This is a genomic window from Exiguobacterium mexicanum, from assembly GCF_005960665.1.
Taxonomy (GTDB): domain Bacteria; phylum Bacillota; class Bacilli; order Exiguobacteriales; family Exiguobacteriaceae; genus Exiguobacterium; species Exiguobacterium mexicanum_A.
Window position 1 is genome coordinate 339,780 of the sequence record NZ_CP040676.1, and the last position, 25,432, is coordinate 365,211.

Annotated in this window: 28 protein-coding genes; 24 read left to right on the forward strand and 4 right to left on the reverse strand. The window is 53.4% G+C overall.

Features of this window, described 5'->3' with window-relative positions; translation table 11 throughout:
- The first annotated feature begins 44 nt into the window (after positions 1-44).
- Complete coding sequence (gene upp, locus FED52_RS02250) at positions 45-674, forward strand: uracil phosphoribosyltransferase (RefSeq protein ID WP_021066126.1); 630 nt, start codon at positions 45-47, stop codon at positions 672-674.
- Positions 675-870: 196 nt separating this feature from the next.
- Complete coding sequence (locus FED52_RS02255; RefSeq protein WP_205729350.1) at positions 871-1,110, forward strand: hypothetical protein; 240 nt, start codon at positions 871-873, stop codon at positions 1,108-1,110.
- A 430-nt stretch (positions 1,111-1,540) separates the two neighbouring features.
- Here the strand turns inward: FED52_RS02255 and FED52_RS02260 are convergent, their stop codons facing one another.
- The gene (locus FED52_RS02260; protein WP_240731287.1) at positions 1,541-2,872 is read right to left on the reverse strand and encodes a (Fe-S)-binding protein; all 1,332 of its coding nucleotides are present in this window, start codon (positions 2,870-2,872) and stop codon (positions 1,541-1,543) included.
- Positions 2,869-4,269 (reverse strand): FAD-binding oxidoreductase, encoded by a 1,401-nt coding sequence (locus FED52_RS02265; RefSeq protein WP_240731330.1) that lies wholly within the window; start codon positions 4,267-4,269, stop codon positions 2,869-2,871. The genes FED52_RS02260 and FED52_RS02265 overlap by 4 nt, the downstream gene beginning before the upstream one ends.
- Positions 4,270-4,915: 646 nt before the next feature.
- On the opposite strand from FED52_RS02265, the gene FED52_RS02270 reads away from it, so the two are divergent.
- From FED52_RS02270 to FED52_RS02350, 17 genes are all read left to right on the forward strand, one after another.
- Positions 4,916-5,143, forward strand: coding sequence for a hypothetical protein (locus FED52_RS02270; protein ID WP_029594686.1), 228 nt, complete (start codon positions 4,916-4,918; stop codon positions 5,141-5,143).
- The gene (locus tag FED52_RS02275) at positions 5,140-5,553 is read left to right on the forward strand and encodes an ATP synthase subunit I (protein ID WP_029594687.1); all 414 of its coding nucleotides are present in this window, start codon (positions 5,140-5,142) and stop codon (positions 5,551-5,553) included. Before FED52_RS02270 ends, FED52_RS02275 begins: the two co-directional genes overlap by 4 nt.
- A complete protein-coding gene (gene atpB / locus FED52_RS02280; RefSeq protein ID WP_021066134.1) occupies positions 5,553-6,290 on the forward strand; it encodes a F0F1 ATP synthase subunit A in 738 nt (245 codons plus the stop codon). The genes FED52_RS02275 and atpB overlap by 1 nt, the downstream gene beginning before the upstream one ends.
- Before the next feature lie 78 nt (positions 6,291-6,368).
- The gene (gene atpE, locus FED52_RS02285) at positions 6,369-6,581 is read left to right on the forward strand and encodes a F0F1 ATP synthase subunit C (protein ID WP_024370837.1); all 213 of its coding nucleotides are present in this window, start codon (positions 6,369-6,371) and stop codon (positions 6,579-6,581) included.
- A 71-nt stretch (positions 6,582-6,652) separates the two neighbouring features.
- Entirely contained in the window at positions 6,653-7,180 is a 528-nt protein-coding gene (gene atpF, locus FED52_RS02290; RefSeq protein ID WP_021066136.1) for a F0F1 ATP synthase subunit B, read from the forward strand.
- Positions 7,180-7,713, forward strand: coding sequence for a F0F1 ATP synthase subunit delta (locus tag FED52_RS02295; RefSeq protein WP_021066137.1), 534 nt, complete (start codon positions 7,180-7,182; stop codon positions 7,711-7,713). Before atpF ends, FED52_RS02295 begins: the two co-directional genes overlap by 1 nt.
- Positions 7,714-7,731: 18 nt before the next feature.
- The gene (gene atpA / locus FED52_RS02300) at positions 7,732-9,240 is read left to right on the forward strand and encodes a F0F1 ATP synthase subunit alpha (protein WP_029594689.1); all 1,509 of its coding nucleotides are present in this window, start codon (positions 7,732-7,734) and stop codon (positions 9,238-9,240) included.
- A 36-nt stretch (positions 9,241-9,276) separates the two neighbouring features.
- On the forward strand, positions 9,277-10,134 hold the full coding sequence (gene atpG / locus FED52_RS02305; protein ID WP_021066139.1) for an ATP synthase F1 subunit gamma: 858 nt from the start codon (positions 9,277-9,279) through the stop codon (positions 10,132-10,134).
- Between the two features lie 34 nt (positions 10,135-10,168).
- A complete protein-coding gene (gene atpD, locus FED52_RS02310) occupies positions 10,169-11,587 on the forward strand; it encodes a F0F1 ATP synthase subunit beta (RefSeq protein WP_021066140.1) in 1,419 nt (472 codons plus the stop codon).
- 28 nt (positions 11,588-11,615) lie between these two features.
- Entirely contained in the window at positions 11,616-12,026 is a 411-nt protein-coding gene (locus FED52_RS02315) for a F0F1 ATP synthase subunit epsilon (protein ID WP_021066141.1), read from the forward strand.
- Positions 12,027-12,274: 248 nt separating this feature from the next.
- Positions 12,275-12,637 carry an IS200/IS605 family transposase gene (gene tnpA, locus FED52_RS02320; protein WP_240731331.1) on the forward strand — a complete coding sequence of 121 codons (363 nt, stop codon included), beginning with the start codon at positions 12,275-12,277 and terminating at the stop codon, positions 12,635-12,637.
- A gap of 4 nt (positions 12,638-12,641) precedes the next feature.
- Positions 12,642-13,718, forward strand: a complete 1,077-nt coding sequence (locus FED52_RS02325) for an RNA-guided endonuclease InsQ/TnpB family protein (RefSeq protein ID WP_138858783.1) — start codon at positions 12,642-12,644, stop codon at positions 13,716-13,718.
- 281 nt (positions 13,719-13,999) lie between these two features.
- Entirely contained in the window at positions 14,000-15,196 is a 1,197-nt protein-coding gene (locus tag FED52_RS02330) for an EAL and HDOD domain-containing protein (protein WP_138858784.1), read from the forward strand.
- A gap of 198 nt (positions 15,197-15,394) precedes the next feature.
- The gene (locus FED52_RS02335; RefSeq protein ID WP_021066143.1) at positions 15,395-15,613 is read left to right on the forward strand and encodes a DUF1146 family protein; all 219 of its coding nucleotides are present in this window, start codon (positions 15,395-15,397) and stop codon (positions 15,611-15,613) included.
- Between the two features lie 244 nt (positions 15,614-15,857).
- A complete protein-coding gene (gene murA, locus FED52_RS02340) occupies positions 15,858-17,159 on the forward strand; it encodes a UDP-N-acetylglucosamine 1-carboxyvinyltransferase (protein WP_029594691.1) in 1,302 nt (433 codons plus the stop codon).
- Between the two features lie 77 nt (positions 17,160-17,236).
- Positions 17,237-18,223: a rod shape-determining protein gene (locus FED52_RS02345; RefSeq protein WP_021066145.1), complete on the forward strand. Its 987-nt coding sequence runs from the start codon at positions 17,237-17,239 to the stop codon at positions 18,221-18,223.
- Between the two features lie 136 nt (positions 18,224-18,359).
- Positions 18,360-19,121, forward strand: coding sequence for an SDR family oxidoreductase (locus tag FED52_RS02350; protein WP_138858785.1), 762 nt, complete (start codon positions 18,360-18,362; stop codon positions 19,119-19,121).
- A gap of 37 nt (positions 19,122-19,158) precedes the next feature.
- Here the strand turns inward: FED52_RS02350 and FED52_RS02355 are convergent, their stop codons facing one another.
- On the reverse strand, positions 19,159-19,473 hold the full coding sequence (locus FED52_RS02355; protein WP_240731288.1) for a helix-turn-helix domain-containing protein: 315 nt from the start codon (positions 19,471-19,473) through the stop codon (positions 19,159-19,161).
- A gap of 307 nt (positions 19,474-19,780) precedes the next feature.
- Between FED52_RS02355 and FED52_RS02360 the strand changes: the two genes are divergently transcribed.
- The 4 genes from FED52_RS02360 (at position 19,781) to FED52_RS02375 (ending at position 24,559) form a co-directional block, all read left to right on the forward strand.
- Positions 19,781-21,712 (forward strand): sensor histidine kinase, encoded by a 1,932-nt coding sequence (locus FED52_RS02360; RefSeq protein WP_138858786.1) that lies wholly within the window; start codon positions 19,781-19,783, stop codon positions 21,710-21,712.
- Positions 21,713-21,832: 120 nt separating this feature from the next.
- Positions 21,833-22,606: a flagellar hook-basal body protein gene (locus tag FED52_RS02365; protein WP_138858787.1), complete on the forward strand. Its 774-nt coding sequence runs from the start codon at positions 21,833-21,835 to the stop codon at positions 22,604-22,606.
- A gap of 11 nt (positions 22,607-22,617) precedes the next feature.
- On the forward strand, positions 22,618-23,397 hold the full coding sequence (locus tag FED52_RS02370; RefSeq protein ID WP_138858788.1) for a flagellar hook-basal body protein: 780 nt from the start codon (positions 22,618-22,620) through the stop codon (positions 23,395-23,397).
- 64 nt (positions 23,398-23,461) lie between these two features.
- On the forward strand, positions 23,462-24,559 hold the full coding sequence (locus FED52_RS02375) for a glycerate kinase (protein WP_240731289.1): 1,098 nt from the start codon (positions 23,462-23,464) through the stop codon (positions 24,557-24,559).
- A 27-nt stretch (positions 24,560-24,586) separates the two neighbouring features.
- Here the strand turns inward: FED52_RS02375 and mscL are convergent, their stop codons facing one another.
- Positions 24,587-24,964 carry a large-conductance mechanosensitive channel protein MscL gene (gene mscL / locus FED52_RS02380; protein WP_034779201.1) on the reverse strand — a complete coding sequence of 126 codons (378 nt, stop codon included), beginning with the start codon at positions 24,962-24,964 and terminating at the stop codon, positions 24,587-24,589.
- Between the two features lie 207 nt (positions 24,965-25,171).
- Here mscL and FED52_RS02385 point away from each other — a divergent pair, with 207 nt between their 5' ends.
- Positions 25,172-25,423 (forward strand): DNA-directed RNA polymerase subunit beta, encoded by a 252-nt coding sequence (locus tag FED52_RS02385; RefSeq protein WP_138858789.1) that lies wholly within the window; start codon positions 25,172-25,174, stop codon positions 25,421-25,423.
- The last annotated feature ends 9 nt before the right edge of the window (positions 25,424-25,432 follow it).

Consider the following 25,432-nt stretch of genomic DNA (forward strand, 5'->3'; position numbering starts at 1 on the left):
TAGGGTACAATGCTCAAGAGAGATTGAGAGAGGAGTGAAGCATGATGGGCAAAGTACACGTTTATGACCACCCATTGATTCAGCACAAGATGACGATTATGCGTAAAGTAGAGACGGGGACGAAGCAGTTCCGTGAACTCGTAGACGAGGTTTCGTCACTCATGGCATATGAAATTACACGCGACCTTCCGCTTACTGATGTGGAAATCGAGACACCGGTCTCTGTATCGACACAGAAGATGATTGCCGGCAAGAAATTGGGAATCGTCCCAATTTTACGGGCAGGCCTCGGCATGGTGGATGGCTTCCTCAAAATGATGCCGAACGTCAAAGTCGGTCACATCGGTTTATACCGTGACCCAGAGACGCTCGAGCCGCACGAATACTATCTCAAGTTGCCGACGGACGTCACAGAACGTGACTTCATCGTCGTCGACCCGATGCTCGCGACAGGCGGTTCAGCAGCCGACGCGATTGCCGCGCTTAAAAAGCACGGTGCCAAGTCGATTAAGCTCGCTTGCCTCTGTGCAGCCCCTGAAGGTGTGGAACGTGTTCAAGCCGAACACCCGGACGTCGAAATCTATCTCGCCGCACTTGACGAGAAGTTGAACGACCATGGCTACATCGTACCAGGACTCGGTGACGCAGGTGACCGTCTGTTCGGAACGAAATAAGCATGAACCCGATGAGAGGATCCTGGTGATCCTCTCTTTTTTTGTGGGAATGTGCACCAATCGATTCAAATTAGTTGAGACGATCGAAGAGACGGCCGATAGTAGAAGAGACCGTAAGTCGGTCCGACGTCGGGATAAGGGAAGAGACACGATAAAGACTAAATTCTCGCTACTGCAAAGATACTTACTCATCTCCTTGATGGCGTTGTTTTTAACGAGCGTCTGGAGCTATAGCGCGTTTCAGGACATCGAGCAGGAAAATCGACGGATTGTCGAGGAAGCCATCCCGATTTCGAACGCTGTCTCGGAGCTGTTTCGGCTATTGCTCGACCAAGAGCTATCGGTTCGGGGCTATACATATAACCAAGACGCGCAGTCGCTCGAACAGTATGAGGCGACGAAACAATCATTTATAGGGCGATGTGGTCTCGAATGAATTTAAAAATAAGCCCGGCACCCGCCGGCATTTTGACTAGCTATTACATATAGGCGTCTCCCAGCAAAATTATCCATTTTTCTGCGCAAACAATTTCAAAAAGTTGAGCGGCCGTGGATTGACCGCTCCAACACGGAGGCGCAATGCCTCGACAAACCACGCGCTTGGTACGTCGCTCCACCGTTTTCGCAGAGGGACTCGGCTACATTTGGCTGCCTAACTATATTGACGGTAAATTCTCGTTTTGATCACGTACCGTCTATTAAATCGTAGGTGGTTAAAGGCGAGGGTGTTACAGATATATCCGATATTGTAACGCATGATGACGGCAATCAAGAAGAAGGGGTCCGGCCACTGAAAATCGGTGACCGGACCCCTCTTTTTATTGAAAAGCTTTAAAACCGGCTAGTTATGTCCCAGCCTCTTTTTGTTAAATCGCATGATGATCCATCGCCTCGACGAGCAAATCGGCTAGATGGACGGCACGCATCGAGTCGGTCCCATGTTCTTGAATGCCGAGTTGCATCTGCATGTGACAGCCCGGGTTCGATGTCACAATCGTTTGTGCCGCCGTGACGTTCACGTGACCCATCTTCATCTCGAGGATGTCGTTCGCAATCACCGGTTGCAATAGATTGTAGACGCCGGCCGAGCCACAGCAGTGGTCGGCATGCTTCTGTTCGATATAGACGGCGCCTTCGATTGCCTGAAGCAACACCCGTGGGGCGAGTGCCCCTTTTTGCACATTGCGGAGGTGGCACGAGTCTTGGTACGTAATGAGCTGCTCCGGTAGGGAGAGCGGTACGCGGTCGAGGAAGCCGACCTCAATCAAAATCGAGGCGAAGTCTTTGATCTTGGCCGTGAACCGTTCCGCGCGTTCGGCCCATTCCGGGTCGTGCTTCAACAGATGGTCATAACCGATGAGGAACGCCCCGCAACCGCCTGCGTTCGTGATGATGTAGTCGACGTCCTCGGCCTCGAAAGCGGCAATATTCTGCTTGGCGAGCGTGACGGCGCCCGTCTGTTCGCCGGCATGACCATGTAAGGCCCCGCAACACTGTTGCGTTTTCGGGATGACGATGTCGCAGCCCGCCGCTTGGAGCAGTTTAATCGTGTTGGCATTCGTCTCATAGAACATCGTGTCCATCAAACAGCCGCTGAAGAAGGCGACTCGGGCCGTTGTCGCTCCCGTCGCCGGAATTCGCTCCGGACGTCGACGTCGCTCCGTCTTCGGCGGGACCGTCGGTAAAATCGTCTCCATCTTCTGGAGCTGGTCCGGGAACCAATCAAGGATGCGGAGCTTGTGAGTGAGCGTCTGGACGCCAGACTGTTGATAGAAGCGGAGAAAGCCCGTCGCCGTCTCCATCTTCGCCTTATTCAAGAACAGCCCGTCAAAGACGACTTTCCGGACGAGCCGCTCGCGGACCGGCATTTGTCCCGTCGCACGTTTATGTTCGGTGATGGCAGCGCGTGCGTCCTCGAGCAGGACGCTATAGCGTACCCCGGCCGGGCATGCCGGCTCACAGGCGAGACAACCGAGACATTCGTTGAGCGTCTTTTCGACGCCCTCGTCCGGTTCAATCAATCCGTCGACGACACCTTTCATGATGGCGATGCGGCCGCGCGGGGAGGCCGACTCGTCTTTCGAGCGGATATATGTCGGGCAAGTCGGCAGGCAAAAACCGCAGCGCATGCAGCCGAGCATCTCTTCGTAATCGAGCTTCTCGGTCATGCGGGTAGCGAGTTCGGTTCTTTGCTTCATGACAGCCCTCCTTGGACGATTCGTTTCTTCGCCGCTTTGGCGAACATCTTCTGCGGGTTCATGATACCGTGCGGGTCGAAGGCGAGCTTGATGCCTTTCATGACGTCTATCCCGGCCGGTCCGAGCTTCCATTCGAGATACGGGGCTTTCATCGCCCCGACCCCATGCTCGCCGGTGATCGTCCCGCCGAGGTCGAGCGCGGCGGCGAAAATATCGGCGAACGCGGCCTCGACGCGCTTCATCTCTTCGTGGTTCCGAGCATCGGTCGCGACCGTCGGATGCAGGTTGCCGTCCCCGGCGTGGCCGAACGTGGCGATTTGAATATCGTATGCCCGCCCGATCGCTTCGATGCGGCGGACCATCTCGGCGATCTCGCTCCGTGGCACGGTCGCATCCTCTAAAATCGTCGTCGGGCTGAGGCGGGCCAGGGCGGATAAGGCGATGCGCCGCGCATAGCGCAACGTCTCGGCGTGCGCTTCGTCCCGGGCCACTTCGACCGACAAGGCCCCTTCCTCGAGACAAACAGCGTGCATCGCTTCGATATCGCGCCGGACGACGTCAAGTGGACCATCCTGTTCCAATAGAAGGAGAGCACCGACGTCTGTCGGCAATCCGATGTTCGCATACGCCTCGACGACCTCGATCGTCTTTTTGTCCATCAACTCGAGCGTTGCCGGGATGACGCGGTTCTCGATGATGCGACTCACTGTCCTGGCCGCGCTGTCCAAGTCCTCGAAATAGGCGAGCATCGTCTGTTTCGTCTCGGGGAGCGGGATGAGCTTGAGCGTCGCTTGCGTGATGACGGCGAGCGTCCCTTCCGATCCGACGAGGACACGGGTCAAATCATAACCGGCGACGTCTTTGGCGAGCTTCCCGCCCGTACGGAGCACTTCGCCGTTCGGGAGCACCGCTTCGAGCGCAAGCACATAATCGGCCGTGACCCCGTATTTCAGTCCGCGCAAGCCGCCGGAGTTCTCACTGATGTTGCCGCCAATCGTCGAGATTTTCATCGAACTCGGGTCCGGCGGATAAAACAGGCCTCTCGCCTCAACGGCTTGTGCCAAATGGGCGGTGATGCAGCCCGGTTCGACCGTCACCGTCAAATTCTTCTCGTCAATCTCGACAATCTTGTCCATATGACGGAAGTCCATGACGACACCACCTGAAAGCGGCGTCGTGCCGCCGGCGAGATTTGTCGCCGATCCGCGTGGGACGACGGGGATCCGGTGTTCGTGGCACAGCCGTAACACGGCCTGCACGTCCTCGGTCGAGCGGGGGGCCACGATCGCGTCTGGCATCGCTTGATAGTTCGGCGTCGCGTCAAATGAATAGGCGAGTCGGGTCGTCGAGTCCGTGAAGACGACATCGGCGCCGATTTTCTCGCGTAGTTGGGTCATCCAATCCATTCTAGTTCCTCCTCACACGCATCAACATGCATTCGATGCGGGCGTCGGTTTCGAAAGTCACAAAATCGACACATTTTTAGATAGCGCTTACATCGTAATCGTATCCATTCGAACTGGTATTGTCCACCCATTTCGGGTTGATAGGAAGGGCTTTCCAGGCGATTGACCGCTCGGAAAAGGCGGTGTGATATTCATCACTACAAATTCGTCAGAACCCCTCGACATGACAAAAAGATAATCGGTATACTGATACAGGACGATGTAAACGATTTCAAAATCGGGTCAACGTTTGTTTCAAAACCTTTTGTGAACGTAAGCCGTTTTGCATTGTAATTTCCAAAACGTGAAGGTATAACTGAACTATTCTTCATCTGGTTCGTAATGTGAAATGTTATAAAGTCAACATTTTTATTTCACCGTTTCTTCATACTTTCTTAAAATTTGATGATTTTAATTTAGTTTATGAACTGCGTAAAAGCCCTGATACGACTTGATTTAAAGCGCTTTTATAATTGTGAAATCAATTGACTTCTTATGCCATTTCCAGTACTCTGAACTTGTGTGACTTTTGATGGTCACGCGAGTGTGAATCCGATGGAGAAGATGCATGGCTCGGCAGCTCGAAAGGGGGATGGGGATGACGAAAAAAGACAATCGTTACCTATCTTATGCCTCGCTCGCCTCTCAAATCTCGACCGCGCTCGCTGGACCGATCGTCATCGGTTATCTCGTTGGCCAATACGGGGCGAGACGTGAAATTTGGGGCACGTTTGGTTGGAATGTGTCAGTGCTTCTCGGAATGGCTTTCGGGATCACGGCGCTAGTTCTCACCCTTCGAAGTTTACTGACAGGAGAGGACGAATGAACTTACAACAAGTGCAAGCAGACAGAAAAGCACAACAGCAGTTGATGAAACGCTATACGAAGTGGTTTATCGGATGGTTCGCCATTCTCCTCATCGGAGCGCTCATCGTCCCTATGTACAAACCGGTATTTCTCGGCTTGTTCTTAGGCGGGGTCGCCAGTCTCATCATTCTACATATGCAGAATCGAAGCGTCATTCGGATGTTTGACGTGATCGAACATGGACGACGCCCGAAGTCGCACGGGACTGTTTCAAGGATGGCAGTCGGTGCACTAGCCGTGATAGTCGGTCTCTTTTATGAGGATCGAGTATCGCTGATAGCGGTGGTAACTGGTCTAATCGCCGGCCACATCATACAATTTGGCGAGTTCACACTTGCCCAGCTCAGCAGGAAAAGAGGTGAATACTAATGGGTCATGAGTTTCCCACATATTCTCTACAACTCGGAGATTATACGTTATATGGGAGCTGGACGAACGTCATTACGGTGCTGATCGCATCACTACTCGTATTTACGTTTGCCGTTTGGGGAACGCGACGCTTGGCTATGAAGCCGACTGGTAAGCAGAACTTAATGGAATTCTTCGCAGAATTTACACGCGGGATTATCTCGAGTGCGATGGACTGGAAGACTGGGGGCCGTTTCATCGGGTTTGGAATGACGTTGATTTTGTTCATTCTCTTCTCGAACTTGATGGGTCTACCGTTTAACGTCATTTCTGGTCACTATCTATGGTTCAACTCACCTACGGCCGATCCTTACGTCACGTTGGCATTGTCGACACTCGTCGTTGCAATGTCGCACTATTACGGCGTGAAGCTACACGGTTTGAAGCACTACTCGGCGGAATTCGTGAAGCCGGTCTGGTTCTTATTGCCGATCAAGCTCATCGAGGAGTTTGCGAACACCTTGACGCTCGGTCTGCGTCTTTACGGTAACATCTTTGCCGGTGAAATCATGATTACCATCATCTTGGGACTCGCAATTACCGCAGAAGGGGCACTTAACCCGCTCGGTGCTGTGTTCGCAATTCTCCCAATGATTTTATGGCAAGGTTTCTCAATCTTTATCGGGGTTATCCAATCCTACATTTTCCTGACGCTTGCAATGGTGTATATCGGGCATAAAGCTTCTGCCGAGCATTAATTCGGGCAGGTCTCGCCAAAGCGTTGAACAAAAAAACTATTTACTTAACTTTTAGGAGGAATATACACAATGGAACAAATGAATCTTCTCGCAACAGCACTCGTTATCGGTCTTGGAGCACTCGCGGCTGGTATCGGTAACGGTCTCATCGTATACGGAACAGTACAAGGACAAGCACGTCAGCCAGAACTCAAAAACGAACTTCGTCAAACAATGTTCATCGGTATCGGTTTGGTTGAAGCCCTCCCGATCATCGGTGTGGCTGTCGGTTTCCTTCTCCTCAACTCTTGATTACGAGTTAACGAGAACAACGTAAGAGGGAGCGTGTCTCCCTCACTTATTTAGTCAAGAGGAGGGTATGCATGGATACGATGATGATTGCAGCTGGTGCTGGCGGCGAAGGCCTCCGCATCCTGGATATGATCTTTACACTTTTCACATTCCTCGTACTCTTGGCCCTGTTGAAGAAATTTGCTTGGGGACCACTCCTTGGAATGATGAGACAGCGTGAAGAGTATGTAGCGAACGAAATTGAGCTCGCTGAAAAGAGCCGCAAAGATGCGGAAACATATGTAGTCGAACAACGTGACGCGCTCAGCGCCGCACGTACAGAATCGAAAGAAATGCTTGATTCAAGCCGTCGTCAAGCAGAAGCGGAACAAGCACGCTTGGTGGAGCAGGCGCGTTTGGAAGCCGAACAAATCAAGATCGAGGCGGGTAAAGCGATCGAACGTGAGCGTGAGCTCGCGAAGCAATCGCTCCAGACCGAAGTCGTCACACAGGCGCTCTCGGCCGCACGCCACGTCCTTCAGTCAGACCTTAAAGGCGACGAAGTGAAACAACGTGCCCTCGTTACAGACTTCCTGTCTAAAGCGAAAGGTGCTAACTGATGAACACATCGTTAGCAAAACGCTATGCCAAAGCGCTCTTCGACTTAGCGCGGGAACAAGGCACGCTCGACCAAGTCGAAGCGGAAGTGCGTCTGCTCGATGAAGTGCTCCACGCGACTCCTGAACTCACGGATCTCTTAACGAATCCGGCAATCAGTGACAGCGAGCTTGCACAGCTTTTAACACATAGCTTTGGTGACATGACAGATATCGTGCTCAACACACTTCTCGTCATGGTCGAAAACGACCGTGCGAGCGAAGTTCGCGGCTTGTCGCGCTACGTCCTTGATTACATCAACGACTACCGTGGCATCGCCGAAGGGTTCGTCACGAGTGCTTACCCGTTGTCGGCAACAGAGTTGAAAGAAGTCGAACTCGTCTTCGGTCAGAAGATGAACAAGACGCTTCAATTGAAGAACGTCGTCGATGAAGACGTCATCGGTGGACTCCGTGTCCAGATCGGCTACACGACGTATGATGACACAATCGAAAACAAACTAACACGCCTCGAGCGTGAATTGTTGAATGCGTAAGAAATAGGGGTGAATTCAATGACGATCAAAGCTGAAGAAATCAGCGCCCTGCTAAAAGAGCGGATCGCTTCGTACGGTTCTGAAATCGAAGTCAGTGAGACAGGTACAGTCATTCAAGTAGGTGACGGTATCGCTCGTGCATACGGACTCGATAACGTTATGGCGGGGGAACTCGTAGAGTTCTCTAACGGCGTAATGGGCTTGGCGCAAAACTTAGAAGAAGGTAACGTCGGGATTATCATCCTTGGCGACTACAAAGGCATCAAAGAAGGCGACTCGGTAAAACGTACGGGCCGCATCATGGAAGTTCCAGTCGGTGAAGCGCTCCTCGGACGCGTCGTCAACCCGCTCGGACAACCGATCGATGGTCTCGGACCGATCGTGACGGACACATACAACCCGATCGAGCGTAAAGCTTACGGCGTTATGGCCCGTAAGTCAGTTCACGAACCGCTCCAAACTGGGATTAAGGCGATTGACGCCCTCGTACCAATCGGTCGCGGTCAGCGTGAGCTCATCATCGGTGACCGTCAAACTGGTAAGACTTCGATCGCAATCGACGCGATCATCAACCAAAAAGAAGAAAACATGGTCTGTATCTACGTCGCAATCGGTCAGAAAGAATCGACTGTCCGTGGCGTAGTTGAGACGCTCCGTCAAAACGGCGCCCTCGATTACACGATCGTTGTTTCGGCATCGGCTTCACAGCCAGCCCCACTTCTTTACCTCGCACCATTCGCTGGGGTATCGATGGGTGAGTACTTCATGGACCGCGGACAACACGTCCTCGTCGTGTATGATGACCTCTCGAAACAAGCGGCAGCTTATCGTGAGCTCTCGCTTCTTCTCCGTCGTCCTCCAGGCCGCGAAGCCTACCCAGGGGATGTCTTCTACCTCCACTCACGCCTTCTTGAGCGTGCGGCGAAGTTGAACGACGAACTCGGCGGCGGTTCATTGACAGCACTTCCGTTCATCGAGACACAAGCGTCGGATATCTCGGCTTACATCCCAACGAACGTAATCTCGATCACAGACGGTCAAATCTTCCTTCAGTCGGACCTCTTCTTCTCAGGGGTACGTCCAGCGATCAACGCCGGTCTCTCGGTATCGCGTGTTGGTGGTTCGGCTCAAGTGAAAGCGATGAAGAAAGTTGCGGGTACGCTCCGTCTTGACCTCGCGTCATACCGTGAGCTCGAAGCGTTCGCCCAGTTCGGGTCGGACCTCGACAAAGCGACACAAGCGAAGCTCAACCGTGGACAACGGACTGTTGAAGTCTTGAAACAAGACTTGAACGCACCGCTTTCGGTCGACAAGCAAGTCATCATCATCTACGCTCTCACGAAAGGTCATCTCGATGACGTCCCAGTCGAAGACATCCGTCGTTTCGAAAAAGAAATGAACGCATGGCTCGACCAAAACCGTGCGGACCTCTGCCGTGAAATCCGTCAAACAGGAAACCTTCCTGCTGACGAGGCGATGGTCGATGCACTTACGGAATTCAAAAAGACGTTCTCGCCATCGGTTTAATCCGGTGACGAGCGTCTATTAAGGTGGTGAATCGAAATGGCATCATTACGTGAGATCCAGATGCGGATCACCTCGACCCAAAGCACGAAGCAAATCACGAAAGCGATGAACATGGTGTCGGCCTCGAAATTGAACCGCGCTCAAGGGAGCAACGCCAACTTCAAGCCGTACATGACCAAGTTGCAGGAAGTCATCTCGTCGATTGCCGGCGGTACTTCAGGCGCAACACACCCGATGCTTCAAGTCCGTCCCGTTAAACGGACCGGCTATATCGTCATCACGTCAGACCGCGGACTTGCTGGTGGATACAACGCCAGCGTCCTTCGTGACGTGTATCGCGAGTTGAAAGCCAAACACGGTTCAACAGACGAATACCGTCTGTACGTGATCGGGAAGGTCGGCGTTCAGTTCTTCAAGGCCCGTAACATTCCGGTGTACAGTGCCATGACAGGACTCAACGACCAGCCATCATTCGTTGAAGTCGCAGAGATCGTCAAACAGACGGTCGGCGCGTTCAGTGAAGGCGAGATTGATGAATTGAAGCTTTGCTACAACTCATTCATCTCTGTCATCAGCCAAGAAGTGAAGATCGATCGATTGCTTCCGCTTGGGAATATCGAACAGACCGCATCTAATGTGATGTATGAATACGAACCAGAAGAAGAAACGATCTTAGCAGCGCTCCTCCCGCGTTACGCGGAAGGACTCATCTACGGCGCGCTCCTCGATGCGAAAGTATCGGAGCACGCGGCTCGGATGACGGCGATGTCGAACGCGACGGACAACGCGGATGAACTCATCCGTGGACTCAAGCTCAAGTTCAACCGCGCGCGTCAAGCGGCGATCACACAAGAAATCACAGAGATTGTCGGAGGTGCGGCTGCGCTTGAATAAGCGCACGCCCTCTAGATTGTAGGAGGCTAACACGATGAACGAATACGGCATGAAAGGCCGCGTAGTCGCAGTCATGGGCCCAGTTATCGACGTTAAGTTCGACAACCACTTACCGAACATCTACAACGCCCTCAAAGTCACGCATGTGGCTGAATCGGCGCAAGATGTCAGTGTCGACTTGACGCTCGAGGTGGCGATTCACCTTGGGGATGACACGGTCCGTACGATTGCGATGGACTCAACGGACGGCGTTCGCCGCGGCATGGAAGTACTTGACTTAGGTTCACCGATTTCAGTACCGGTCGGAGAAGAGACGCTCGGTCGTGTCTTCAACGTACTTGGTAACCCGATTGACGATAAAGAAGTATCACCGACTGTCCGTCGGTCACCGATTCACCGTCTCGCACCGACGTTCGATGAATTGTCGACAAAAGTTGAGATCTTGGAAACAGGGATTAAAGTCGTCGACCTTCTCGCACCTTACATCAAAGGTGGTAAAATCGGCCTCTTCGGTGGTGCCGGTGTAGGTAAAACCGTTCTCATCCAGGAACTTATCAACAACATCGCGCAAGAGCACAGCGGGATTTCTGTATTCGCAGGAGTCGGCGAGCGTACGCGTGAAGGAAATGACTTGTTCCACGAGATGACGGACTCAGGCGTTATCAAGCAAACGGCGATGGTCTTCGGTCAGATGAACGAGCCACCGGGCGCGCGTCTTCGCGTAGCCTTGACGGGTCTTACAATGGCAGAATACTTCCGCGATGAGCAAGGACAAGACGTTCTTCTCTTCGTCGATAACATCTTCCGTTTCACACAGGCAGGTTCGGAAGTTTCGGCCCTTCTCGGTCGGATGCCATCTGCCGTAGGTTACCAACCGACACTCGCAACGGAAATGGGTATGCTTCAAGAGCGGATCACGTCAACAGCTAAAGGATCGGTTACATCGATTCAAGCCGTATACGTACCAGCCGATGACTATACTGACCCGGCTCCAGCGACAACGTTCGCTCACCTTGATGCAACGACTAACTTGGAGCGTCGCCTTTCGGAGATGGGGATTTACCCAGCCGTTGACCCGCTCGCATCGACTTCACGTGCCCTCTCGCCTGACATCGTCGGACCAGAGCACTACGAAGTAGCCCGTAACGTCCAGCAGACGCTTCAACGTTACAAAGAGCTTCAAGATATCATCGCAATCCTCGGTATGGACGAGTTGTCTGAAGACGATAAGCTCACGGTTCACCGTGCACGTCGCATTCAGTTCTTCTTGTCACAAAACTTCCACGTGGCTGAGCAGTTCACAGGCCAAAAAGGTTCGTACGTACCAGTTAAAGAGACAGTTCGCGGCTTCAAAGAGATCCTCGATGGTAAACACGATGATCTTCCAGAAGATGCATTCCGTCTCGTTGGTCCAATCGAAGACGTCATCGAAAAAGCGAAGACGTTGGTCTAAGACCTACACGGAAGGGGGAAACTAGACGATGAATACTCTTCACGTCAACGTCGTCACCCCGGATGGTGCAGCCTATGAGGGCGAGGCACGGATGGTCGTCGCAAAATCGGTGACTGGTGAACTCGGTATCTTACCGAAACACATCCCGATGGTGACACCGCTCGACATCTCAGTTCTCAAACTGCGCCACGAAGATGGTGGACGCACGCTGATCGCACTCAGCGGCGGTTTCATGGAAGTTCGTCCCGACACGGTGACGATCTTAGCTGAAACAGCCGAAATGGCGGATAAAATCGACTACGACCGCGCTTCTGCGGCGAAAGTTCGTGCCGAGCGTCGTCTCCAAGACACGAAGCTCTCGGACCTCGAATTCCGTCGCGCGGAGCTCGCGCTCAAAAAAGCGATCAACCGCTTGAGCATTCGCGATATCAAAGAATAACCAACATCTCTCCTGCAGCCGCAGGGGAGATTTTTTGTGTTTAGACCGAATGGATTACAGAATTTGCGAACGAGAAAGCCCACTGCTTCAGTGGTGGGATGAACGTGAGCTTGATTTCGGAGTTCCGCTAGTCGGAATTTCAGAAATCAACACGTGTGATCTTATCCCGAGAAAATGTATCGCTTAAATAGACAAAGTGATACGATAAACGTATAAACAACTATCGAAGAACCAACACCACCGTGTCGATGCTCCATTATCATTTCGTGTTCTGCCCGAGGTATCGCCGAAAACTGTTCGATGACGACCTGTTCGAGCGACGGTTCAAAGAGATCGTCCACGATGTCTGTGAAGGGCTCGACATCCACCTCCTCGCCATCGAGTGCGACCGGGACCACACGCATCTATTCTTATCCGCATTGCCATCCATCAGCCCGTCCGACATCATGGCGCGCATCAAAGGCGTCTCGTCGAAGCGGCTCAGGGAGGAGTTCCCGCACCTCACACATCTCACGAGCCTCTGGACGAGATCCTTCTTCGTGTCGACGGCGGGAAACGTCTCCAGCGAGACCATCAAACGTTATGTCGAGGAACAAAAGACAAGGGGATGAGACCGTGTCGCAGACATTGACCGTGAACATCAAGCTCCATCCGACGAAAGCGCAACGATCAATCTTGGAGCGGATGATGGACACCTACATCCGCACGGCGAACCAGCTCGTCGCGGCCATGGTGCAGGCCCGAGAGAGCTTGAATCTGACGAGCAAACATGTCACGGCGGACCTGCCGAGCGCCGTCAAGAACCAGGCCATCCAGGACGCGAAGAGCATGTTCAAGAGGGCGAAGAAGAAGGACTTCCAGGTCGTCCCGGTCCTCAAGAGGCCGTACTGCACCTGGAACAACCAGAACTACTCGTTCGACTTCGAGTCGGTCTCCCTCCCGATCATCATCGACGGGAAGGTGAAGAAGACGGCCATCCGCGCCGACATGGTCGACCCGGACAACCGGAACGCCACGCTCCTCGCCAACAAGCTCGGGACGCTCCGCATCACGAAGAAGTCGAACAAATGGATCGCCCAGATCGCCGTCACGATCCGCACGACGGAGAAGACGGGCACCAACGTGCTCGGGGTGGACCTCGGCCTGAAAGTCCCTGCCGTCGCGTCCACGGGCTGCGACAAAGCGCGGTTCTTCGGGAACGGGCGCGAGAACAAGTATATGAAGCGCAAGTTCCGGGCGAAACGGAAAGAGCTCGGTCAAAAGAAGAAACTGAAGGCGATCAAGAAACTGGACAACAAAGAACAGCGCTGGATGCGAGACAAGGATCACAAGGTGAGCCGTGAAATCGTCGACTTCGCGAAAGAGAACCACATCTCTGTCATCCGCCTCGAAAGACTGGCGAACATCCGACAGACGGCAAGAACAAGCCGTAAAAACAATAAGAACCTGCACACCTGGTCGTTCTATCGCTTAGCAACATTCATCGAATACAAGGCGAAGTTAGAAGGAATCAAGGTCGAATATGTCAACCCTGCATACACATCTCAGACATGTCCTTCTTGCGGGAGCCGAAATAAAGCGAAAGATCGAACATATTCGTGTTCATGCGGATTCAAGAAGCATAGAGATTTAGTCGATGCGATGAACATCCGATACGCACCTGTGGTTGATGGTGACAGTCAACCAGCCTGAGAACCTATAGGGTCTGTCTCAGGAGGGGTGATGGCACACCCTCATCTGAAGGCTCGGACAAAACAGAAATGGCCTGCGTCCGCACGGGCACTTCAGAATCCCACCCATCCTGAAGGGATGGGCTTGCGGCTTTAGCCGTGGGAGTGTCAAGTTCCTTCTATATATATATATATATATATATATAGGTCAAAAGCATCAGAAGTTTCACGCCCAAATAGTGGAAGGGAGGGGCGCCTTATCCGATAATATAGGTGGGAACTACGGTAAAGGAGCTAAAGGGAATGAAAGTTTATGTTGCGCGCCAACCGATTTTTGATCAGAAATTACGCGTCTGTGGCTATGAACTGTTATATCGCCGCAGCGAGAAAAATATATTTGAACATGTCGATGACGCACTCGCGACCGCCGACGTGATTCATAACGCCTATCTCGTCTTCAACTTTCGGGAGTTGACGGAAGGGACGCGGGCGTTCATCAACTTTCCGCAAAATTTGATTGAGAGCGAAGTGCCGGCTTTGTTGCCACGGCAGACACTCGTCGTCGAAGTGCTCGAACACGTCGAGCCGACAGAGAAAGTGTTGGCCGCTTTGCGCTCCTTGCGCCGGAAAGGCTATACGATTGCCCTCGACGACTTCGTGTTCGAAGAGAAGTATCGACCGCTCATCGGGCTCGCCGATATCATTAAAATCGATTATCAATCAACACCGATCGACCAACAGAAGCGGCTGATCGATGCGCTCGGGCATCGCGTCGAATTTTTAGCGGAAAAGATTGAGACGCCGTTTGAATATGAGATCGCCAAAAAACTCGGCTATCACATGTTCCAAGGCTATTTCTTCAGCCGGCCGACGGTCGTCCACGGTGCCGAGGTTCATCCGCTCCGGCATACGCTCGTCGAAGTGTTGAAAGAGCTCGACAAGCCAGAGCCGAACTTCCGCCGCATCGCGAGCCAAATCGAACGCAGTGTGGATTTGTCGTATAAGATGTTGCGTTCGGTCAACACGGTCTATCAGAAAGGTCGTCATACGATTCAATCGATTGAGCAGGCCGTCGCACGAATCGGTCTCGATGAGATGCGACGCTGGTCGTACTTGATGCTGCTTCGGGAGCTGCAGACGTCCGAATCGAAAGAATTAATTAAACAGAGTGTGATCCGGGGCAAGATGATGGAGCTGATCGCTGCCGAGACATTGCCGCAAGTGACGGCGTTCGACGCGTTCATCACCGGGATTTTCTCGTCGCTCGATGTGATTTTGGATGAGGAGATGCAGACGCTCGTCTCGGAGTTGCCGGTCGAGCCAATCGTCAAGGCAGCGCTCCTCGGAGAAGACAACGAGTTGCGGGGTTTACTCGACACGGTCCTCGCCTACGAGCAGTTGACCGTGCCTGTCGAGGAGACAGCGCCTGACTTGTCACGTTACTATGTCGAGGCGATTCGATGGAGCCAAACCTATGACGGCGAAGTGAATAATGTTTGAAATGTTGAAGGGACGTCAATTACTGTACTAAGGCCATGCGCCGATTGACGTTCCTTTTTGTATGCGGTTTATGGAGAGAAAGCGAGTTGATCGGATGAACCCATTCCACCACTCACTTAAACGCTAAGTCTTTTTTTCTCTGACGTGACATGCTATGATTAAAAATGGTACGAATTTTTGAAAAGAGGGGAATCGTCGATGTTGAACACCGTGTTATCGCTCGTCATTTACGTCGTAGCGATCTACGTCGCTTGGTGGGCACTCATGCCGGTCAAATGGGACCGCTTGCTCAATCAAGTGAGGAGTCCGCAAGCAGCAGTCTTGCGTGTCCTCGTGGCCGTCGTCTTCGGTTCACTGATCGCCCAGTTCTTTTTGGAGTATATCCGATTGGCCCAGGCGCTCGCACCATTACAGTAGGCAGGGAAACGATTACTAAACTGTAATCCTGCTGTAACGTTTCTTATAGGTTTATCGTGTAGGATAAATTCGTCTGACATGACGAATTTTTCATCAGAATTTCATGAGTGCTTTTATTATTATTTTTTTCTCTGATGAAGCGTCACGTGTTACAAACCATCGTAGTAATCGACATAACCACATCCGGTAGCGGATATCGACGTATAAAACAAAAAAACAACGAAGTTGGAGGACAAAGAGAGATATGAAGGATTTGATTGTAGTCCGTGGAGGACGTAAATTGTCAGGTACTGTGCGTGTTGAAGGAGCTAAAAACGCCGTACTCAAAACATTGGTTGCCACTCTTTTAGCAAGCGAAGGAAAGTCGGTACTTCAAAACGTGCCGCGCCTCGCTGATGTGTACACGATTAACAAAGTACTTCGCCACCTCGGTGCAGAGGTTGCGTTTGACGAAGCGAATAACGAAGTCACTGTTGATGCGTCGGGCACAATCAAAGACGAGGCGCCGCTTGAGTACGTCCGCAAGATGCGTGCCTCGATCCTTGTCATGGGTCCTCTCCTTGCTCGTCTTGGGCATGCGCGTGTCGCAATGCCAGGCGGTTGCTCGATCGGGTCACGTCCGATTGACCTCCACTTAAAAGGCTTCGAGGCAATGGGCGCGAAGACGGTCATCGGCAACGGTTTCGTCGAAGCTTCGGTCGACGGTCGCTTGAAAGGTGCGAAGATCTACTTGGACTTCCCATCTGTCGGCGCGACAGAGAACATCATGATGGCGGCAGTCCTTGCTGAAGGAACAACGGTCATCGAGAACGTCGCCAAAGAACCTGAAATCGTCGACCTTGCCAACTTCTTGAACGGTATGGGCGCACACGTCCGCGGTGCCGGTACAGAAACGATTCGAATCGAAGGCGTGGAGAAACTCCATGGTGCCGAGCATTCAATCATCCCTGACCGCATCGAAGCCGGTACGTTCCTCGTTGCTGGAGCGATTACAGGTGGCGACATCGAAGTCATCGGCGCAGAGCGCGAGCACCTTCGCCCACTCATCTCGAAGATGGAAGAAATGGGTGTCAAGTTCGAGGATACGTCGGAAGGCATGCGTGTCATCGCACCGGATGTGTTGAAGCCGGTCGACGTGAAGACGATGCCACACCCTGGTTTCCCGACTGACATCCAAGCACAAATGATGGCGCTCGTCTTAAAAGCTGGCGGCACATCGGTCATCACCGAAACAGTGTTCGAGAACCGCTTCATGCACGTCGAAGAATTCCGCCGTATGAACGCAGACATTAAAATCGAAGGACGCTCGGCGATCATCAAAGGCGGCGTTCGCCTCCAAGGTGCTGAAGTCGTCTCGACTGACCTTCGTGCCGGTGCTGCCCTCGTCCTCGCGGGACTCATCGCGGACGAAGAGACACGCGTTGGCGATCTCTACCACATCGACCGTGGCTACGTCGACTTCCACAAGAAATTGCAAGCGCTTGGTGCTGATATCGAGCGGATCCAAGGGAACGTCGAAGTTGCCGAAGAAATGGTCAAGAACTAATTAATAGACTCATAGGAGCGAGGAGAGACTCTTCTCGCTCTTTTCAATGAAGTAACGAACGGAGGAACCTACACACCATGTTTTCAAAAGATATCGGGATTGATTTAGGAACAGCAAACGTCGTCATCCACGTCAAAGGTCGAGGCATCGTCCTCGACGAGCCATCCGTCGTTGCCATCAAGCGTTCGACAGGGAAAGTACTCGCTGTCGGAACGGAAGCGTATCAGATGGTCGGGCGTACGCCAGGTGACATCGTCGCCATCCGTCCACTCCGTGATGGGGTCATCGCTGACTTCGCGACAACCGAAGAGATGCTTCGCCATTTCGTCGAGAAGATCCAAGTCCGCGGTTTCTTTGGCGGCATCCGCATGCTCATCTGTACACCGGCAAACGTGACACCGGTTGAAGCGAAAGCAATCCGTGAGGCGGCCGAGAAGGCCGGCGCGAAAGAAGTCTTCCTCGCCGTAGAACCGAAGGCAGCAGCGGTCGGTTCGGGCATGGACATCTGGAAGCCGGTCGGCCATATGATCGTCGACATCGGTGGCGGGACGACAGACGTTGCCATCCTCTCGATGGGCGATATCGTCTGCGGTGAAACGATTAAAATCGCCGGGGACCGTTTCGATACGGACATCCTCCGCGCCATCAAGGACAAGCATAAGCTCGTCATCGGTGAGCGGACGGCCGAGCAAATCAAGAAAGAGATTGCGACGGTCTTCCCAGGCGGTCGTAACGAGACGATGGATATCCGCGGTCGTGACATGGTGCGTGGGCTTCCGCGTACGGTAACGATTACGTCGGAAGAACTCCGTGAAGCAATGGCCGAATCGGCGAATGAAATCGTCGAAGCGACGAAGCGCGTCCTCGAACAGACGCCTCCGGAACTTGCGGCCGATATCATCGACCGCGGCATCATCATGACAGGTGGCGGCTCGCTCCTCCACGGCATCGACCAGCTCGTGGCCGAGCGTGTCGGTTTGCCGGTCATGATCGCCGAAGAGCCGACGCTCAGCGTCGCACACGGCACGGGCATCATGCTCGAGCATTTGGATCGTTTGAAGTAAGAAGAGGGAGGTACGACGTCTACAGGCGTCGTACCTTTTTTGCGTGAAGACTGTTCAAATTTCCTATAAATGGATAGACTGAGGATAGGAGGAGGGTCAATACGTGCCTTGCTAGCACGCGAAAGGGGAGGACTCAATGACACGACCACTCACACTCATCACCGGGGTCAGTCGTCGCAAAGGTATTGGCGCCGCTGTCGCTCGAAAGCTTGCTGCGGCAGGCCATGACTTGTATCTGACGCACTGGAGCCCCTTTGACGGGACGGAAGGCGTCGGAGCGGAACCGGACTTTATTGAAAGCTTCATCGACGAATTACAGACATCAGGGGCTCGCGTTGCCCATGAACCGTACGATTTGTCGTCTGGAGACGCAAAAGGATTGCTCGATCGCGTGGAGGCAGCGCTCGGTACACCGAGCCGCCTCATCAACAATGCGACGTATGAGCGGCACGTGAGTGTCGATACGTTCACGACCGAGACGTTACGTCGCCATTATTTCATCAACAACGAAGGAACACTCGATCTGACGTTTGCCTTCATCGAACGATACAAACAGGCGGGGCATACGGACGGACGCATCTTGTTCATGGTGTCCGGGGGAGCGGATGCTTCCAACTTGGCCTATATCGCCACAAAAGGCATGTTGATCGCCATCACGCCAGCACTGGCCAATGGGGCAGGGCAGTACGGGATCTCCGTGAATGCACTCGACCCGGGTCCGACCGATTCGGGTTGGATTGATGACGCGCTTCGCGAACAACTTGCGCCGCTCTTCCCCCATGGACGTGTCGGCACGCCAGAGGATACGGCGCGTTACGTCGCTTTCCTCGTGGGGCCGGACGGGGCATGGGTCAACGGCCAACATCTTCACGTCGACGGTGGTTTCGTCGGACGCTAAAAAGAGCTTGTCCCACAATGTCGGGAAGAGCTCTTATTCAATACCATGTATAATCTTTATCGACATAGAGCCGGGTAGCCAAGTCCGTTTGCGGGAACGGTTTATCTTTCGCATCCAGCCAGTCATGATAATCGCAGGCACACGCATCATCCAAGTGGAGCGAGTAACCGTTGTTGATCGTTTGGACCGAGATGCTCAAGTCGTATTCGGCGAGCGTCTTCTTCAACCGATAGACGAGATTGTAGACGTTGTGGAGCGCACGTTGCGGTTCGTCAATCTCTGGATAGAGCGTCTCTGCGATGAGCCATTTGTTCACGACTTGATCGCGATGGAAAATCAAATGGGCGAACAACTATCAGCCGTTCCTTGGGTGACGGGGACAGAATCGTCGATCGTCTGTCCTCGCGTCAAGACTAGTCCGCCTCCGAGCGCAAGGATCACCATCAACAGAATCCAGCCCAATCGATTTAGGGGTCATCTGAATATTCCCTTCATGATTTGTGAGTTTCTTGTGAGAAACGAACGATATACTGACCCTGTTCGTTCACATATAAAAGTGATGAATGTTTTCTTATCGTACACGAAACTGACTTTTTTGAATAGCCGAACATACTGTATTGCCCAATCCGATCAATCCCTGATATGAAAGAAGGCCACATATGAAACGCTGGATCGAACAACGAATTAGCCGCCAAGTCCTCACGGTGTTTTACGTATTAATCGCCTTAATCACATTGACGTCACTCGGCACATACTTTTATACCCAACAGGCGATCCGCGAAACGACAGTCGAACTCGAGCACATCAGTGAACAACGAGCAAGGGCGACCGATTTGTTCGAGACATGGCAGTCGATGCAATACGAGATGCGCGGTCACGTTCTGCTCGGAGAAGATGCACTATTGGCAGAAGTGAAACAAGCCCAGAGTCGCATCGATGACCAGACGAGCTGGTTCGAACAAAACGCCGAAACGAACGAAGAAGCGACTTTCGCAGAAGATGCGCGTATGCTCTTTAGTATTTATACGACGCGTGTCATGCCCGGTCTCGAGCGATATGTCGTCGCCAAAGTGAACGGCGTGGTCGATGAACCATTTTTACAAATGGCGACGGTTGGCCGGCTCATGCCAAGCAATGCATCGTCGACCCAGACCCGGTTCAAACTGAACACGAAAAATGCGGCCGATATGAGTGCGAGCATCGTCGATATGGAGTCCGTATTCACCGATTATCGGTCCGAGCTCGACTATCAAGAGATGGGTCTACGCGAGCGACTGTCTGAACAGCTCGTAAAAGCCCAATGGATGTGGTTGCTCATCTTGCTCGGTGCCTTGTTTATCCTGTTCGTCAGCTTGCAACCGTATATCGTACGCTTAACGAGACAGCTCGAGGCGCTCATCACGAACAGTGAACGGCTCGCGGTCGACCCGCACGCCACGCTCATTCCAATCAAACCGCTCCAAAACGAGGTCGGTCAACTATCGAAATCGTTCACAGAGATGTCGAGTTCATTGATTCACCAGCACGACGAACTCGAGAAAGAGCGCGAGAAGACGGCCCGGATTCTCCATACGATGCGCGACGCGATCGTATTCGTCGAGGTGGACACGAATCAACGTTTCGCCAACGAGGCGCTGTTCGAACTGTATGAGCAGCCGTTCCCGTTCGGCGACCGTCAGAGCCTGTATCCGATCGACGCGTTTTACGAACCGTTCATGGATCAAATCGATGATCAGGACGGTCTCAACCGGTTCACGCACCGGGCGAAGAACTGCGGAATCTTCGATGAAACGTTTACGTATTCGATGCAAGGGGGAAGACGTATCATACGGATGTACGCCGAACCGATTGAACTGCAGGACGAACGTTTCGGCGTGATGTTTGTGTCACGGGACATTACGAAAGAGATTGAGATCGACCGCTTGAAGACGGAACTCGTCGCCACGGTCTCTCACGAGCTTCGGACCCCGCTCACATCGATTCTCGGTTTTACCGAACTGCTTGAACATCGTCACGTCGACGAAGAGAAGCGGAAACGCTACTTGAGTATGATTCATAGCGAGACGACCCGGCTCGAGCGGCTCGTCAGCAATTTGCTCGATGTTCAGAAGATGGAGGCCGGTAAAGCGGAGCAAGATTTCAAAGTCGAGAGTTTGTTCGAACTGTTGTCGGACGTTCTCGAGATTCATGCCGGATCGACCGAGTTGCATGCGTTCCATTTCGATTGTGATGAAACGCTCCGTGTCTCAGGAGACCCGGCGCAACTGCGCCAAGTGTTCTCGAATATCTTGAACAACGCCATTAAATATTCACCCGAAGGCGGTAATATCGCCGTCAACGTCTCGTGCGAGGACGATGTCATCCGGATCGCCATCGAAGACGAAGGCATGGGTGTGGCACCCGCAGATGCCGAACGACTGTTTGAGAAGTTTTACCGTGTCCAGAATGAGCAGAGTCGCAATATTGGAGGCACCGGCCTTGGACTCGCAATCTGTAAAGAAATCATTGAATCGCACGGCGGAACGATCAGTGTCCGTTCGGAACTTGGGAACGGGACGACGATGACAGTCGAACTCCCGATTGTCGCTTGACGAAAACCCCTTCGCAGTATGAAGTGGTTTTTTTTAGTTTTTTTCAAAAAACGGTGAACGAAACATTCATTTGGTACGATATACAGAGTGAAGACTTTGAACGATGAAAGGAAGACGACCATGCTACGCGGATTATATACGGCGGCGGGCGCGATGAACGCGCTCCAGCGCCAACAAGAGATTTTGAGCAATAACCTCGGTAACGTCCGGACACCAGGGTTCAAGGCGTCGAACGGCGTCGTCCGCTCGTTCCCGGAAATGTTACTCGCCCAGGTGAGCCATCCCGGCAATGCGCGTTCACGCGTCGGAGGCGAGGTCGGCACGTTATCGACAGGTGTCTACCTTCAAGAGACGATGCCTCGGTTCTCGACGGGGAGCATCTCGGAGACGGGCAGCCCGACCGACGTATATATGAAGGTGCCGGCTGACTTTACCGGAGCGGCCATGTTCGCCGTCGAACAGAACGGCGAGACGCTCTATACGACGAACGGACGCTTCGCGGTCGATGAGGAGCGTTTCTTACGCTCGGCGGATGGCGGTTATATCCTCTCAGACGCAGGCGAGCGCATCCAGCTGCCATCAAGCGAGTTCACATTGTCAGGTGATGGTCAAATCACGTCACTTGGTGAGAACGTGGCGACACTCGGTGCCGTCCAAGTTAATGACTTGGCGACGCTCGAACAGGTCGGGAACGATTACCGGGTCAACGGAGACGCCCCACCTGCTGCGAACGTCCAGTTCCAACAAGGATTCATCGAAGAGGCGAACGTTGACCTCGATCGGACGATGGCCGACTTGATGACGACGTACCGCCAGTTCGAGGCGAACCAAAAAGTCGTCCAAGCGTATGACAAGAGTGCCGAGCGGGCCATTGAAATCGCTCGGATTCGTTAAGGAGGAAGCCCATGCAATCGATTTATAACTCGGTCTCGTCGCTCACCCAACTTCAACGCCAACTTGACGTGACGGGCCATAACATCGCTAACGTCGACACAGCCGGCTATAAACGGGAACAGACCCACTTTGCCTCGCTCTTGTCGCAGGCATATGACAATCAACCGCGTGCCGAGCTTGAAGTCGGACGCGACACGCCGAACGGGATTCGCATCGGCGTTGGCGGCCACGTCGCTGACATCAGTCAACAGTTCAATATCGGCCAAATCCGGAAGACGGACCGTGGCCTTGATGTGTTCTTGAAAGCGAGCCGCCAGTTCTTCGCTGTCGAGACAGAGAATGGTGTCGGATTGACCCGGAGCGGGAACATGCAGCTGTCGGTCGGTGACACGACGACGCTCGTCGACGTGAACGGGAACGCCCTTCTTGGTGCGGACGGTAACCCGATCACCATGCCGAACGAGGCGACGGCGCACCGCGTCCGTCAAGACGGGATGGTCGTCGCCAGCGTTAACGGCGTCGAACAAGAATTCGGCCGTCTCGATATTGTCGAGGTACGCAACACGTCGGCGCTCCGTCCACTCGGCGACAACGTCTATGCGGCCGACTTGGCGGCTGACATCGACCGTCCACTCGGCAATCTGTTGATTGAAGGGACGCTCGAATCGTCGAACGTCGATTTGACGAAAGAGATGACCGATATGACGATCACGCAGCGCGCGTATCAGATGAACTCACGGGCGCTGTCGATGAGTGACCAAATGATGGGGCTCGTGACGTCACTTCGTTAATCACAGACCGTTCTTCCTCGGAAGGGCGGTTTTTGCGTTACACTGAATAGGAGGAGGGATGGACATGCGAATTGTCGTAGCGATGGATTCGTTCAAAGGGTCGATGACGAGTGTGGAGGCGAACCGAGCGGTTGGTCGGGCGCTCGCTGGGCACGACGTCGTCGAGGTACCGATCTCAGACGGCGGCGAAGGTTTTTTAGACGCGTGGTTGCTGACACATCCGGATGCCGAAATCGTCACGCAGGACGTCATGTCGCTCGACGGGACGTTACAAACAACGCGTTACGGGTGGCTCGAGGCGGGACGAGAAGCGGTCATCGAAGTGGCCGAGGCGTCCGGGCTCACACTCGTCGGTACGCTCGACCCGTGGCGCTACAGTTCGTACGGGACGGGTTTGCATATCCGGCATGCGCTCGAGCGCGGGGCGACACGCATCACCGTCGGCCTCGGCGGGAGCGCGACCGTCGACGGGGGAAAGGGATTGCTCGAGGCGCTCGGTGTCCACTTCTTCGATGAGATGGGACATGTCATTGAACCGTTCCCGCATCAACTCGAGCGCGTCGTGCAAGTCGAGTGGACAGGACTCCTCCCGGAAGCGCATCGTGTCGAATGGCGTATCGCCTCGGACGTGACGAATCCACTTCTTGGACAAGACGGGGCCGCGGCCGTGTTCGGTCCGCAGAAAGGGTTGGCGCCAGAGGACGTCGTGCGCTATGACGAACTACTTGCCGCGTACGCCCGTTGTTTCGAGCGTGATTTCACAAACAAGCCGGGGGCAGGTGCGGCTGGGGGCATCGGCTTCGCGCTCTATCAACTCGGGGCCGTGTACGTGAGCGGGATCGAGGAGGCCGTACGGTGGTCGAACTTGGAGGAGTCGTTACGAACGGCCGATTGGCTCATCACCGGGGAAGGTCGGTTCGATGAACAGTCGCTTCACGGGAAAGCGCCTTACGGATTGGCCTGTCTCGCGCATGCATACGGGGTCCCGACGCTCGTTTTCGCCGGACAGACAGAGCTAATCGCCGTCCCTGACGTCGGCATCGAGGCCGTGTTCCCGATCGTTTCCCGGGTGATGACGCTCGAGGAGGCGATGCAGCAAGCGGCACCGCTCTTGACGAGCGCCGTCAGCCGAGCGTTCCGCTTAATCGACAAAGACGCCTGAACCGCAGTCGGTTCAGGCGTCTTTTGGTTACGGGCGTTCTTTTAACAGGTCGCGAATCTCCGACAGCAGCTGTTCTTCACGCGACAGTTCTGGTTCTGGCGTCTCTTCGACCGCTTTCTCACGTTTCAGACGGTTCAATACTTTGACCATCATGAACAAGGCGAAGGCGATGAGGAAAAACTTGACGATTTCTTGTAAGAAGTTGCCGTACGTCACGTTCACGCCGAGCACCGACACCGCGAGCGTCGAGAAGTCGATACCGCCGATAAGGATGCCGAGGAACGGCATGAAGATGTCATTGACGAGCGACGTGACGATGGCCGTGAAGGCGGCCCCGAGGATGAAGGCGACGGCGAGGTCAATTACATTGCCTTTGATTGCAAACTCTTTAAATTCTTTCCACATAAAAATGAACCCTCCTAAAAAGATGAATACTCTTACGATAGCACAGCATAGATGGAAGCGGACAGTATTTTTCACAGAAGCGTCGCCCTTGCCCTAGGCCGGGCGCTTGTTCGACGTACGGTAGATACGTTACACTTATATAGAACTCATGCAACAGCTTTGTTACCTGGTACTAATATGTTATAATTAATTCAGCTGAAAGGATGTATGGACGTGGCGAAGGAAGAACAAAACGGCTCGGAACAGACCGAGTCTAAAGAGCGGACGGAGCGGAAACGATTATCGAACCATCGACGTTTCCCAATCTTGTTACGCGTCATCGTTGTCCTGTTGTTGGCTTTCGTGATGCTTGCGATTGGAGCCGTCATCGGGTACAGCGTGATTGGCGGAGGCGAGTGGAAGGACGTGTTCAACATCGACACGTGGCGCCATATCACCGATTTTTGGCTAACATCATAAGGGTGGTGG

Excerpts from the sequence above, each read along its gene's own strand:
- upp (WP_021066126.1), top strand. The coding sequence starts at position 45 with ATGGGCAAAGTACACGTTTATGACCACCCATTGATTCAGCACAAGATG.
- FED52_RS02260 (WP_240731287.1), bottom strand. The coding sequence starts at position 2,872 with ATGAAGCAAAGAACCGAACTCGCTACCCGCATGACCGAGAAGCTCGAT.
- FED52_RS02265 (WP_240731330.1), bottom strand. The coding sequence starts at position 4,269 with ATGACCCAACTACGCGAGAAAATCGGCGCCGATGTCGTCTTCACGGAC.
- FED52_RS02270 (WP_029594686.1), top strand. The coding sequence starts at position 4,916 with ATGACGAAAAAAGACAATCGTTACCTATCTTATGCCTCGCTCGCCTCT.
- FED52_RS02275 (WP_029594687.1), top strand. The coding sequence starts at position 5,140 with ATGAACTTACAACAAGTGCAAGCAGACAGAAAAGCACAACAGCAGTTG.
- atpB (WP_021066134.1), top strand. The coding sequence starts at position 5,553 with ATGGGTCATGAGTTTCCCACATATTCTCTACAACTCGGAGATTATACG.
- atpE (WP_024370837.1), top strand. The coding sequence starts at position 6,369 with ATGAATCTTCTCGCAACAGCACTCGTTATCGGTCTTGGAGCACTCGCG.
- atpF (WP_021066136.1), top strand. The coding sequence starts at position 6,653 with ATGGATACGATGATGATTGCAGCTGGTGCTGGCGGCGAAGGCCTCCGC.
- FED52_RS02295 (WP_021066137.1), top strand. The coding sequence starts at position 7,180 with ATGAACACATCGTTAGCAAAACGCTATGCCAAAGCGCTCTTCGACTTA.
- atpA (WP_029594689.1), top strand. The coding sequence starts at position 7,732 with ATGACGATCAAAGCTGAAGAAATCAGCGCCCTGCTAAAAGAGCGGATC.
- atpG (WP_021066139.1), top strand. The coding sequence starts at position 9,277 with ATGGCATCATTACGTGAGATCCAGATGCGGATCACCTCGACCCAAAGC.
- atpD (WP_021066140.1), top strand. The coding sequence starts at position 10,169 with ATGAACGAATACGGCATGAAAGGCCGCGTAGTCGCAGTCATGGGCCCA.
- FED52_RS02315 (WP_021066141.1), top strand. The coding sequence starts at position 11,616 with ATGAATACTCTTCACGTCAACGTCGTCACCCCGGATGGTGCAGCCTAT.
- tnpA (WP_240731331.1), top strand. The coding sequence starts at position 12,275 with ATGCTCCATTATCATTTCGTGTTCTGCCCGAGGTATCGCCGAAAACTG.
- FED52_RS02330 (WP_138858784.1), top strand. The coding sequence starts at position 14,000 with ATGAAAGTTTATGTTGCGCGCCAACCGATTTTTGATCAGAAATTACGC.
- FED52_RS02335 (WP_021066143.1), top strand. The coding sequence starts at position 15,395 with ATGTTGAACACCGTGTTATCGCTCGTCATTTACGTCGTAGCGATCTAC.
- murA (WP_029594691.1), top strand. The coding sequence starts at position 15,858 with ATGAAGGATTTGATTGTAGTCCGTGGAGGACGTAAATTGTCAGGTACT.
- FED52_RS02345 (WP_021066145.1), top strand. The coding sequence starts at position 17,237 with ATGTTTTCAAAAGATATCGGGATTGATTTAGGAACAGCAAACGTCGTC.
- FED52_RS02350 (WP_138858785.1), top strand. The coding sequence starts at position 18,360 with ATGACACGACCACTCACACTCATCACCGGGGTCAGTCGTCGCAAAGGT.
- FED52_RS02360 (WP_138858786.1), top strand. The coding sequence starts at position 19,781 with ATGAAACGCTGGATCGAACAACGAATTAGCCGCCAAGTCCTCACGGTG.
- FED52_RS02365 (WP_138858787.1), top strand. The coding sequence starts at position 21,833 with ATGCTACGCGGATTATATACGGCGGCGGGCGCGATGAACGCGCTCCAG.
- FED52_RS02370 (WP_138858788.1), top strand. The coding sequence starts at position 22,618 with ATGCAATCGATTTATAACTCGGTCTCGTCGCTCACCCAACTTCAACGC.
- FED52_RS02375 (WP_240731289.1), top strand. The coding sequence starts at position 23,462 with ATGCGAATTGTCGTAGCGATGGATTCGTTCAAAGGGTCGATGACGAGT.
- mscL (WP_034779201.1), bottom strand. The coding sequence starts at position 24,964 with ATGTGGAAAGAATTTAAAGAGTTTGCAATCAAAGGCAATGTAATTGAC.
- FED52_RS02385 (WP_138858789.1), top strand. The coding sequence starts at position 25,172 with ATGGACGTGGCGAAGGAAGAACAAAACGGCTCGGAACAGACCGAGTCT.